This is a genomic window from Paraburkholderia atlantica, from assembly GCF_009362785.1.
In the GTDB taxonomy this organism is placed as follows: Bacteria; Pseudomonadota; Gammaproteobacteria; order Burkholderiales; family Burkholderiaceae; genus Paraburkholderia; species Paraburkholderia atlantica.
In genome coordinates, this window is record NZ_WHNQ01000010.1 from 1 (window position 1) to 12,038 (window position 12,038).

At 63.6% G+C, this 12,038-nt stretch carries 9 protein-coding genes; 6 read left to right on the top strand and 3 right to left on the bottom strand.

Translation table 11 applies throughout. The annotated features are described in order from the left end of the window. The 4 genes from GCT19_RS16310 to GCT19_RS16325 all read left to right on the top strand — a co-directional run. The coding region (locus tag GCT19_RS16310; protein ID WP_152852519.1) for a 2Fe-2S iron-sulfur cluster-binding protein at window positions 1-584 on the top strand (584 nt) is incomplete at its 5' end. A gap of 175 nt (window positions 585-759) precedes the next feature. Beyond that, complete coding sequence (locus GCT19_RS16315; RefSeq protein WP_152852520.1) at window positions 760-1,575, top strand: DUF1835 domain-containing protein; 816 nt, start codon at window positions 760-762, stop codon at window positions 1,573-1,575. A gap of 17 nt (window positions 1,576-1,592) precedes the next feature. Further along, entirely contained in the window at window positions 1,593-2,204 is a 612-nt protein-coding gene (locus GCT19_RS16320; protein WP_018432595.1) for a TetR/AcrR family transcriptional regulator, read from the top strand. Window positions 2,205-2,482: 278 nt separating this feature from the next. Beyond that, window positions 2,483-3,151 carry a GNAT family N-acetyltransferase gene (locus tag GCT19_RS16325; protein ID WP_152852521.1) on the top strand — a complete coding sequence of 223 codons (669 nt, stop codon included), beginning with the start codon at window positions 2,483-2,485 and terminating at the stop codon, window positions 3,149-3,151. Window positions 3,152-3,237: 86 nt separating this feature from the next. Here GCT19_RS16325 and GCT19_RS16330 read toward each other — a convergent pair whose 3' ends face one another. Next, entirely contained in the window at window positions 3,238-3,735 is a 498-nt protein-coding gene (locus tag GCT19_RS16330; RefSeq protein ID WP_018432593.1) for an Lrp/AsnC family transcriptional regulator, read from the bottom strand. Window positions 3,736-3,923: 188 nt separating this feature from the next. On the opposite strand from GCT19_RS16330, the gene hppD reads away from it, so the two are divergent. Then, a complete protein-coding gene (gene hppD / locus GCT19_RS16335) occupies window positions 3,924-5,021 on the top strand; it encodes a 4-hydroxyphenylpyruvate dioxygenase (RefSeq protein ID WP_152852522.1) in 1,098 nt (365 codons plus the stop codon). Window positions 5,022-5,159: 138 nt separating this feature from the next. Here the strand turns inward: hppD and GCT19_RS16340 are convergent, their stop codons facing one another. Next, entirely contained in the window at window positions 5,160-5,360 is a 201-nt protein-coding gene (locus GCT19_RS16340; RefSeq protein WP_018432591.1) for a hypothetical protein, read from the bottom strand. Window positions 5,361-5,748: 388 nt separating this feature from the next. On the opposite strand from GCT19_RS16340, the gene GCT19_RS16345 reads away from it, so the two are divergent. After that, window positions 5,749-9,348 carry an indolepyruvate ferredoxin oxidoreductase family protein gene (locus GCT19_RS16345; RefSeq protein WP_152852523.1) on the top strand — a complete coding sequence of 1,200 codons (3,600 nt, stop codon included), beginning with the start codon at window positions 5,749-5,751 and terminating at the stop codon, window positions 9,346-9,348. 160 nt (window positions 9,349-9,508) lie between these two features. Here the strand turns inward: GCT19_RS16345 and GCT19_RS16350 are convergent, their stop codons facing one another. Further along, window positions 9,509-11,791 (bottom strand): NADP-dependent malic enzyme, encoded by a 2,283-nt coding sequence (locus GCT19_RS16350; RefSeq protein WP_152852524.1) that lies wholly within the window; start codon window positions 11,789-11,791, stop codon window positions 9,509-9,511. Between the last annotated feature and the right edge of the window lie 247 nt (window positions 11,792-12,038).

Here is a 12,038-nt window from a genome sequence, read left to right on the forward strand (position 1 = left end):
ATCTGAAGAACCGCTTCATGAACCGCTTCGTGCTGTATCACGTGCTGTCGGACGATCTGCAGGACGTCGAACTCTTTAACGGCGTGCTCGACCAGCAGAAGTGCGCGGCGTTCCTCGAACAGCTGCTGCCGGCCGACGCGATCGACGAGGCGTTCATCTGCGGCCCCGCGCCGATGATGGACGCGGCCGAGGCGGCGCTGAAGGCCGCCGGCGTGCCGCCCGCGAAAGTGCACGTCGAGCGCTTTGGCACGCCGCTGCCGCAGGCGGGCGTGCCGCCCGTCGAGATCACCGCGGACACCCCGGCGGCCGACCTCGAGATCGTGCTCGACGGCAAGCGGCGCAAGCTGCGCCTGCCGTACCAGGGCGTGAGCGTGCTCGACGTCGGGCTGCGCGCCGGTCTCGCGCTGCCGTACGCGTGCAAGGGCGGGGTGTGCTGCACGTGTCGCGCGAAGGTGCTCGAAGGCGAAGTGAAGATGGAAAAGAACTACACGCTCGAAGAGCACGAGGTCCGCGACGGGTTCGTGCTGACGTGTCAGTGTCATCCGGTGAGCGACAAGGTCGTCGTCAGTTACGACGAACGTTGACTCTGGAGTTTTCGTGGCCTGGGCGTGGACTCGCTTCGTGTAACGGCCGCCGCCGCTTTCGGCCGTTTCGCGATCCGCTTACACTAGGGGCCGCTCGTCGCTCGGGACATCGGTTTCCAGTCGGCGAGCGGCCTCTTTTTGTTACAGCAGCAAGCGTCATAGCAAGCCCTTGCCCATGAGCACGATTCACCTCACCAACGGCGACGTCGCCGCCGAGTCGCTGCGTACCGCGCTGGCCCAGGCGGGCCGCGACGATCGCGTGCAGCCGTTGCGGGACGATCTGGCGGTCGGCCCGTTACGCGGCGTCGACGACGCTCTGCACGTGCGCGCCGCCTTTTGGGAACGCGTCAGCGCCGACACGAAACGCGACTTCGTGCGTGAATTCCGTGAACAGGCCGCAGTGCTCGACGGCCTCGCGAGCGATGCCGCGAATCTCGTCGTGTGGCATGGCGAAAGCGCGTCCGATCAGCTGATGCTGCGCCGTGTCTGCTACCTGGTACGCAACAGCCCGCAGCGTTTGAACGAAGTGCGGCTGTCGATCGCCGACCTCACCGATCCGCAAGCGTGGGCGCATACCCGCAAGGATCGCGCGACATCGGTCGGCATGTTTGCGCCGGACGTATTGCAGGCCCATCTGCCGGACGCTGCGCCGATTTCCGTGCTGCGCATCAGCCGGCTCGCGCTCGAATGGCAGGAGGTCAAGCAGGCGAACGGCGAGACGCGGCGTTGGCGTGACAACACCTTCACGAGCGGCAGCTTTGCCGAAATCGACGCGCTGATCCTCGAACGTGCAGCCGACGACTGGCAGCCCGCCGCGCGCGCCGCCGCCTACGTCATGGCAGCCGAACTGTGGTTTCTCGCCAGCGACAGCATCGTGCTGTGGCGCATGCGCGAACTCGCGACGCAACGACGGATCCACCTGCGTGGCGACGCGAACGAATGGCGCTCGCTCGAACTGCGCGCGGCATCCGCCCCCTGCTCCCCCCAATAAGATAAAAATAGACAACTATGGCCCGCACCCGAGCCCCCGACCACGAAACCCAACGCGAGCAGATTCTCGAACTGGCCGCCGCGAAGTTTGCGCAGACCAGCTATCCAAGCACGTCGATGGCCGATCTTGCCGCGGCGAGCGGCACCTCGAAGGCGCGCCTCTATCACTACTACGAGAGCAAGGAAGCGATCCTGTTCGACCTGCTCGATCGCTACACGAAGCGGCTGATGCTGATCATCGCCGAGGTGGAGGGGTCGAGCCAGCGGCGCGAACTGAGCGAGCGGGAAACCTTCGCGGAGCTAATCCGCGCGTTCCTGTCCGAGTACGAGACGTCGCACAGCCGCCACGTCGCGCTGCTGAATGACGTCAAGTACCTGGTCGATTCGCAGCGCGAGATCATCCTGAACCGCCAGCGCGACGTGGTCGCCGCGTTCGCGCGACAGCTCGCGCGCGCCTACCCTGAACGCGCGACACGCGACAACCAGACCGCGCTGACGATGATGGTGTTCGGGATGATCAACTGGACCTTCACGTGGCTCAAGCCGGACGGCCGCATGGGCTACCGCGAATTCGCAGAGCAGGTGGTCGGCATGGTCGAGCATGGTCTCGGCACCGCGCCGGCCAAGTGAGACGACTGTCCGAACCGATCGCTATCCGCGCCCCGGATGATGCAAAGCAACAACATTCAGACGGAATAAGTCAGCGCGGGAATGCGTGCGGCATTGTGTCACGAACGTGCGTTCATTTTAAATTTTCGTTTAAATTCAAGCAACTAAATTTAGGGCTTCAGCGCTCCAGGTAATCACCTCAGTTTTTGGTACGGGTTTTCCCTAGTGAATGGCTCGGGTTTCCGCTAAAATCGGTTTTGCGGTGCACAACACCGCCTGATTAAAAGGAGAACCCAACCATGAACACGCTGACCCATCGCACCACCGAGCCGATCGCGTCGAACGATCCCGCGACGCTGCCTGCTGGACGCGCGCACGTTCTGGTTCGTGAACTCACCGCCGTCGATCGCGAACGCCTGCTCACGCACTTTCTCGCGCTCGACGAAGAAGACCGCCTGCTGCGCTTCGGCCAGGTCGTGCCGAACCGCGTGATCGAGAACTACGTGCGCACGATTGACTTCACGCGCGACACCGTGTTCGGCGTGTTCAACAGCAAGCTGGAACTGAGCGGCGTCGGCCATCTGGCCTACCTGCCGGCCGAAGGCAACAAGCGCACCGCCGAGTTCGGCGTCTCGGTGCTCGAAAGCGCGCGCGGCATCGGTATCGGTTCGAAGCTGTTCGAGCGCGCCGCGATCCGCAGCCGCAACACGCATGTGACGACGCTGTACATCCACTGCCTGGCCCGCAACTCGACCATGATGCACATCGCCAAAAAGGCCGGCATGAAGATCGAGTACGCGTACGGCGAAGCCGACGCCTATCTGACGCTGTCGCCGGCAGACCAGTCGAGCATCCTCGCGGAAATGCTGCAGGAGCAGGCCGCCGTGTTCGACTACGCACTGAAGCGCCACGCGCGCCAGGCATCGCGACTGTTCGAGTCGTTCATGCCGGTGCCTGTCGCCGCCTGAATAATCGCTACGGGGAAATGAGACTGGGGCGGCCGCAAGGTCGCCTTTTTTTCTATCTGCCTTGCGCAGGCCGTTACGCGTGCAGCCTACAAAATGGGCAGCGCTGTCGTTTCCTTGAGCTTTTCGAGCGAGAAGCTCGATTTCACATCGATCACCGACGGATGCCGCAGCAACTGGTCCTGTACGAAGCGCGAAAAGTGCGCCATGTCCTCCACCTGGACGCGCAGCAGGTAATCCATCTCACCCGTCATCGCGTGGCACGCGACCACTTCGGGCCACGTCTGCACGGCCGCGCCGAACAGATCGGCGTGCGTGGCCTCGCCATGGGGACTGAACGCGCGACCGCCACCCTTCTCCAGCCGCACGTTGACATACGCAAGCAGGTCGAGTCCGAGGCGCTGCGCGTCAAGTAGCGCGACATAACCGCGAATCACGCCGCTTTCCTCGAGCCGGCGAATCCGCCGCAGGCACGGACTTGGCGACAGATTGATCCGCTCCGCTATCTCCTGATTCGACAGCCGGCCATTCTCCTGAAGGATCGCCAGAATGCGTCGATCGATCGCATCTATCTCGTTATTAGCCATGTTCTGCCACGTCTGTTTCGAATCGAGCCATAAAGTAGCTCAAGCGTAGCCACGCGCGATTAAGTTCGCAAGTTCTTGCCTCCATCACCGTTCTACACTTGCCCTATCCGGTCGTGCTCAGCCGACCGTCCCGCGCGCTCACCGGCAGCGCGCCTCGGCAACCCCTTGCATGGGATTGGAGACAGACAATGCAGATTTCTACTTGGGAAAATCCGGTCGGCACCGACGGCTTCGAATTCATCGAATACACGGCGCCGGACCCGAAAGCGCTCGGCAAGCTGTTCGAACGGATGGGCTTCACGGCCGTCGCGCGGCATCGTCACAAGGACGTGACGCTGTATCGTCAGGGCGACATCAACTTCATCGTCAACGCGGAGAAGCATTCGTTCGCGCAGCGCTTCGCGCGCTTGCATGGCCCATCGATCTGCGCGATCGCGTTCCGCGTGCAGGACGCCGCGAAGGCCTACGCCCAAGCGCTCGAAAAAGGGGCGTGGGGATTCGACAACAAGACCGGCCCGATGGAGCTGAACATCCCGGCGATCAAGGGCATCGGCGATTCGCTGATCTATTTCGTCGACCGCTGGCGCGGCAAGAACGGCGCGGCGCCGAACAGCATCGGTGACATCGACATTTACGACGTCGACTTCGAGCCGATTCCCGGCGCGAACCCCAATCCGGTCGGCCACGGTCTGACCTATATCGATCATCTGACGCACAACGTGCATCGCGGCCGCATGCAGGAATGGGCGGAGTTCTACGAGCGCCTGTTCAACTTCCGCGAGGTGCGCTACTTCGACATCGAGGGGAAGGTGACGGGCGTGAAGTCGAAGGCGATGACCTCGCCGTGCGGCAAGATCCGCATTCCGATCAACGAGGAAGGCTCGGACACCGCCGGCCAGATCCAGGAATATCTGGACGCGTACCACGGCGAAGGCATCCAGCACATCGCGCTCGGCACCAGCGACATCTACCGCACCGTCGACGGCCTGCGTGCGTCGAACATTTCGCTGCTCGACACGATCGACACCTACTACGAACTCGTCGACCGGCGCGTGCCGAATCATGGCGAGCCGCTCGAGGAACTGCGCAAGCGCAAAATCCTGATCGACGGCGCACCCGAAGATCTGCTGCTGCAGATCTTCACCGAAAACCAGATCGGCCCGATCTTCTTCGAGATCATTCAGCGCAAGGGCAACCAGGGTTTCGGCGAAGGCAACTTCAAGGCGCTGTTCGAATCGATCGAGCTCGACCAGATTCGCCGCGGCGTCGTGCAGGACAAGACCTGATCGCGGTGACTCGCGCCTGATCGGCGCGCACAAGAAAAAAGGGCGAGGATCGCAGGATCCTCGCCCTTTCAGTTTGCAACGCCGCCGCTCTCTTCGGAACGGCGGCCGGTTGTCATAAGACGCGCGCGATGCGGCGCGTCACGAATTCTGCCGGTACCCGTTGTTGCCGATCGCACCGTCGGCCCGCCCCATTCCCACAGGCGCCGGCGCTACCTGCGCCGTGCGAACGATCGCGTTCGACAGCGCCCCCGTGCTGCCCGGATTCGAGTGCATCGGCGCGCTCATCGCGAAGAATGCGGCGGAAACCATCAGGAACGTCTGGATGTTTCTTGTGTGCATGCGTACTCCTTTTCTCGCTACCCTGCTGTCCAGAAGCTGCGCAGAATGCGCAGCGATCGGCATCGCTCGCAGGTCGGGGATTAGACAGTGCTTTTCACTGCGGTTCCGCAGATTTGTAGGTTTTACAGCTTGTTACATGCGCAGGCGAAACCCAGCTCGATTCCACTGAAAACCCGCGTCAACTGCTGACAAGACGTAGCCAACTTGCCGCGAAACCGTCTGAAATCGGACCTCGCGCGGGCGATTTTTGATCCGCTGCGGCGGGTTTCCACCAGTGCTACCATCGCTTGAAACCCGTCAATATGACGACCCCGGCCCCAGCATTCACAAGATGCCGGGAGCCAGAAAAGTTTTGGTGATCCCAAGCTGAAGTGGAGGAGTACACATAATGAATGCCCCGCTAGACGCAGGTCAGCGAGCCTCGCTCGAAGCCGCGTTGTCTTCCGTCACGCTCGACGACAAATACACCCTCGATCGCGGCCGCGCATACATGAGCGGCATCCAGGCGCTGGTGCGTCTGCCGATGCTGCAGCAGGAACGCGACCGCGCCGCCGGCCTCAACACGGCCGGCTTCATCTCCGGCTACCGTGGTTCCCCGCTCGGCGGACTCGACCAGTCACTGTGGAAAGCCAAAAAGCACCTGTCCGCGCATCAGGTCGTGTTCCAGCCCGGCGTCAACGAAGACCTCGCGGCCACCGCCGTGTGGGGTTCGCAGCAGGTCAATCTGTACCCGAGCGCCAAATACGACGGCGTGTTTTCGATGTGGTACGGCAAGGGCCCCGGCGTCGACCGTTCCGCTGACGTCTTCAAGCACGCCAACTCGGCCGGCTCGTCGCGGCACGGCGGCGTTCTGGTGCTCGCCGGCGACGATCACGCGGCCAAATCCTCGACGCTCGCGCACCAGTCCGAACACGTCTTCAAGGCATGCGGGCTGCCCGTGCTGTTTCCGTCGAACGTGCAGGAATATCTGGACTTCGGGCTGCACGGCTGGGCGATGAGCCGCTATTCGGGCCTCTGGGTCGCGATGAAGTGCGTGACCGACGTCGTCGAATCGTCCGCATCGGTCGACATCGATCCGCACCGCACCAGCATCATCCTGCCGGAAGACTTCGTGATGCCCGACGGCGGGCTGAACATCCGTTGGCCCGATCCACCGCTCGTGCAGGAAGCGCGTCTGCTCGACTACAAGTGGTACGCGGGCCTCGCCTATGTGCGGGCGAACAAACTCGATCGCGTCGAAATCGATTCGCCGCATGCACGCTTCGGCATCATGACCGGCGGCAAGGCTTATCTCGACGTGCGTCAGGCGCTGACCGACCTCGGTCTCGACGACGAAACCTGCTCGCGCATCGGCATCCGGCTGTACAAGGTCGGCTGCGTGTGGCCGCTCGAGGCGCAAGGCGCGCAGGCCTTCGCGCGCGGTCTCGATGAAATTCTCGTGGTCGAGGAAAAGCGCCAGATCCTCGAATACGCGATCAAGGAAGAGCTGTACAACTGGCCCGACGCGCAACGCCCGCGCGTGTTCGGCAAGTTCGACGAAAAAGACGGCGCCGGCGGCGAATGGTCGGTGCCGATGGGCAACTGGCTGCTGCCGGCGCACTACGAGCTGTCGCCCGCGATCATCGCGAAGGCAATCGCCACGCGGCTCGACAAGTTCGATCTGCCGTCCGACGTGCGCGCCCGCATCGCCGCGCGCATCGCGGTGATCGAAGCGAAGGAAAAGGCGCTCGCGCGGCCGCGCGTCGAAGTCGAGCGCAAGCCGTGGTTCTGCTCGGGCTGCCCGCACAACACGTCGACCAACGTGCCGGAAGGCTCTCGCGCGATGGCCGGCATCGGCTGTCATTACATGACGGTCTGGATGGACCGCAGCACCAGCACGTTCAGCCAGATGGGCGGCGAAGGCGTCGCGTGGATCGGCCAGGCGCCGTTCACCAACGACAAGCACGTGTTCGCCAATCTCGGCGACGGCACCTACTTCCACTCGGGGCTGCTTGCGATTCGCGCGGCGATCGCGTCGAAGGCGAACATCACCTACAAGCTGCTGTACAACGACGCGGTCGCGATGACGGGCGGCCAGCCGGTCGACGGCGTGCTGACCGTGCCGCAGATCACGCATCAGCTCGCCGCCGAAGGCGCGACGAAGATCGTCATCGTCACCGACGACCCGCAGAAGTACGCGGCGAACGTCGGCCTCGCGCCCGGCGTCGACATTCATCACCGCGACCAGCTCGACGACGTGCAGCGCCAGCTGCGCGAGGTCCCGGGCACCACGATCCTGATCTACGACCAGACCTGCGCGACCGAAAAACGCCGACGCAGGAAGCGCGGCGCGTATCCCGATCCGGCACGGCGCGTCGTGATCAACGAGGCGGTGTGCGAAGGCTGCGGCGACTGCTCGGTCAAGTCGAACTGCCTGTCGGTCGAACCGCTCGACACCGAGTACGGCACGAAGCGCCAGATCAACCAGTCGACCTGCAACAAGGACTTCTCGTGCGTGAACGGCTTCTGCCCGAGCTTCGTCTCCGTTGAAGGCGGCCAGTTGCGCAAGCCGAAGGCGGCGTCGGGCGCCGGCGCCGAAATGCCGCCGGTGCCGGACCCCGAGCTGCCGTCCATCGAGCGTCCGTACGGCGTGCTGGTGACGGGCGTCGGCGGCACCGGCGTCGTCACGATCGGCGCGCTGCTCGGCATGGCCGCGCATCTCGAGAACAAGGGTGTCACCGTGCTCGACGTCACCGGCCTCGCGCAGAAAGGCGGCGCCGTGATGAGCCACGTGCAGATCGCCAATCAGCCGGCCGACATCCACGCGACCCGCATCGCGATGGGCGAAGCGAGCCTCGTGATCGGCTGCGACGCGATCGTGACCGCCAGCGACGAGTGCGTGTCGCGCATGCAGGCGAACCGCACACGCGTCGTGCTGAACAGCGCGCACACGCCGACGGCCGAGCTGATCAAGAACCCGAACTGGCGCTTCCCCGGCAGCAGCACCGAAGCCGACGTGCGTGCCGCGGCCGGCGACGACAACGTCTCGGCCGTCGACGCAAATCACTTCGCCGTCGCGCTGCTCGGCGACGCGATCTATACGAACCCGTTCGTGCTCGGCTACGCGTGGCAGCGCGGCTGGGTGCCGCTCACGCACGAGTCGCTGATTCGCGCGATCGAGCTGAACAACGTGCAGGTGGAGAAAAACCGCGCCGCGTTCGAATGGGGCCGGCGTGCCGCGCACGATCTGGCCGCGGTACGCAAGCTCGCGCAAACGCAGGGACGCGGCGAGTCGGCCGACAGCGCAAGCGGCAAGATCATCGCACTACATACGCCGAAGGCGCTCGACACGCTGATCGACAAGCGCGCCGACTATCTAACCGCCTGGCAGAACAGTGCGTACGCAGAGCGCTATCGCGCGCTGGTGTCGCAGGTGCGGACCGCCGAAGAAGCGCTCGATTCCGCCGACGGCCAAATGCCGCTGACCGAGGCGGTCGCGAAGAACCTGCACAAGCTGATGGCGTACAAGGACGAATACGAAGTCGCGCGTCTGTACAGCGACCCGGCGTTCATCGAAAAGCTGAACGCGACGTTCGAAGGCGACTGGAAGCTGCATCTGCATCTCGCACCGCCGACGCTATCGAAGAAGGACGCGCACGGCCATCTGGTGAAGAAGAAGTACGGTCCGTGGATGTTCCGCGCGATGCACGTGCTCGCGAAGCTCAAGTTCCTGCGCGGCACCGCGCTCGACGTGTTCGGCAACACCGAGGAGCGCCGCACCGAGCGCGCGCTGATCGGCGAATACGAGGCATTGGTGCGTGAATTGATCGGCGGACTGACTGCGCAGAAGCGCGATCTCGCGGTCGAGCTGGCGAACCTACCCGACGGCATCCGTGGATATGGGCACGTGAAGGAGAACAACCTGAAAGGCGTGCGCATCAAGTGGAACGAGCTGCTCACGCGTTGGCGTTCGCACGATGCAGGCAAGACGACGCAGCACGCGGCTTGATCGACTCTGGCAGTTGGACTGAAAAGCGGCGGTCTTCACGGACCGCCGCTTTTTTTTCGGGCGCAAAAAAACGCTACGAAACCGGAGTTTCGTAGCGCTTTTACCGAGGCCGTTGCGCGCGCGTTACTGCCGCGCCCGCTTCAACCTCACGCGATGCACGTTACTTCGCGTTCACCGACCTGCGCGCGTTCGCCGAAGCGACCGCCGTCATGTTGATGATCCGGCGCACGGTCGCGGCCGGCGTCAGGATGTGCACCGGCTTTTCCGCGCCGAGCAGGAACGGTCCGACCGTCACGCCCTCGCCGCCCACGACCTTCAGCAGGTTGTATGCGATGTTCGCCGCTTCGACGTTCGGCATGATCAGCAGGTTCGCTTCGCCGGCGAGCGTCGTGCCTGGGAACGCGGCCTTGCGGATCGCCTCCGACAGCGCCGCGTCACCGTGCATTTCACCGTCGATTTCGAGCGACGGCGCGCGTTGCGTGATCAGCTTGCGCGCCGCGGCCATGCGCTGCGACGACGACGACGGCGCGCTGCCAAAGTTCGAGTTCGACAGCAGCGCGACCTTCGGCGTGATACCGAACTTCTCGATTTCGCGCGCGGCGAGCATCGTCATGTCGGCGAGTTGCTCGGCGGTCGGCACTTCGTTCACGTACGTGTCGCAGATGAACAGGTTGCGGCCCGGCAGCATCAGCAGGTTCATCGCGGCGAAGTTATCGACGTTGTCGGCCTTGCCGAGCACCTGCTCGATGAAGTTCAGGTGCGTGTGGTACTGGCCGATCATGCCGCAGATCATGCCGTCCGCATCCCCAAGATGCACGAGGATCGCGCCGATCAGCGTGTTGAACTTGCGCATCGCGGCCTTCGCGACGTCGGGCGTCACGCCTTCGCGCGCGCCGATTTCGTGATAAGCCTGCCAGCTCTTGTGATAGCGCGGATCGTCTTCCGGATCGACGATTTCGACGTCTTCGCCGCACTTGAGCTTCGAGCCCATCTTCTTCAGACGCATCTCGATCACCGACGGACGGCCGACCAGGATCGGCTTCGCGATCTTTTCGAGCAGCACGAACTGCGCGGCGCGCAGCACGCGCTCGTCTTCGCCTTCCGCGAACACGATGCGCGCCGGTGCCGACTTCGCCGCCGCGAAGACCGGCCGCATCACCATGCCCGAACGGTAGACGGTCGCGCCGAGCTGCTCGCGGTACGCGTCCATGTCCTGGATCGGACGGGTCGCGACGCCCGAATCCATCGCGGCCTGCGCGACGGCCGGCGCGATCTTGATGATCAGGCGCGGATCGAACGGCTTCGGAATCAGGTATTCGGGACCGAATTCGAGCGAGTGGCCTTCGTAGGCCTTCGCGACTTCATCGCCCTGGTCGGTTTCCTCGGCCAGCTCGGCGATCGCGCGCACGCACGCGAGCTTCATTTCCTCGGTGATCGTCGTCGCGCCGACGTCTAGCGCGCCGCGGAAGATGAACGGGAAGCACAGCACGTTGTTGACCTGGTTCGGATAGTCCGAACGGCCGGTCGCGATGATGCAGTCCGGGCGCACCTTGCGCGCTTCTTCCGGACGGATTTCCGGCTCGGGGTTCGCCAGCGCGAGAATCAGCGGCTGCGAGCCCATTTCGGCGACCATCTCCGGCTTCAGCACGCCGGCGCTCGAGCAGCCGAGGAACACGTCGGCGCCACGGATCGCATCGGCGAGCGAGCGCGCTTCGGTGTGCGCCGCATAGCGTTCCTTCGACGGATCGAGGTTGCCGCGCCCTTCGTAGATCACGCCCTTCGAGTCGGCGACGATAATGTTCTTCTTCGACAGACCGAGATTGACGAGCAGATCCAGACACGCAATCGCCGCCGCGCCCGCGCCCGAACAGACCAGCTTCACTTCGTCGAGTTTCTTGCCGACCACTTTGAGGCCGTTCAGGATCGCCGCCGACGCGATGATCGCGGTGCCGTGCTGATCGTCGTGGAAGACCGGAATCTTCATACGTTCGCGCAGCTTCTTCTCGATGTAGAAGCACTCGGGCGCCTTGATGTCCTCGAGGTTGATGCCCCCCAGCGTGGGCTCGAGCATCGCGATCGCCTCGACGAGCTTGTCCGGATCGGATTCGGAGAGCTCGATGTCAAACACGTCGATCCCCGCGAACTTCTTGAACAGACACCCCTTGCCTTCCATCACCGGCTTCGCGGCGAGCGGGCCGATATTGCCGAGGCCGAGCACGGCGGTACCGTTCGTGATCACACCGACCAGGTTGCCGCGCGACGTGTACTTCTGCGCGTCGAGCGGTTCCTCGTGAATCGCCATACAGGCTGCGGCCACGCCCGGCGAATACGCGAGCGACAAATCCAGCTGGTTCGACAGCGGCTTGGTGGGCGTCACCGAAATCTTGCCAGGTTTCGGATTCTGGTGATATGCGAGAGCGCTTTGCTTGAGTTGTTCGTCCATTTCTAGGCCTGCGAGACGTAAGTGATTGGGCCCGGCGCCCCACACCGTTGCGGCGTTTTCATCTGTCGAATGGATAGCCGACCGAGGTGGTTTTCGCACGCGCCCGGCAAGGCACGATGGCTTACCTCGACGAAGACGGGACGATGTGGAATGCTTCGCGGGTCGATCAGTGTACACCCCGGAAGTGTCGATGCACTGAGTGGTTAACAGAACTCGCAATTGGCGAAATAGCCGCTATAAATGCAGA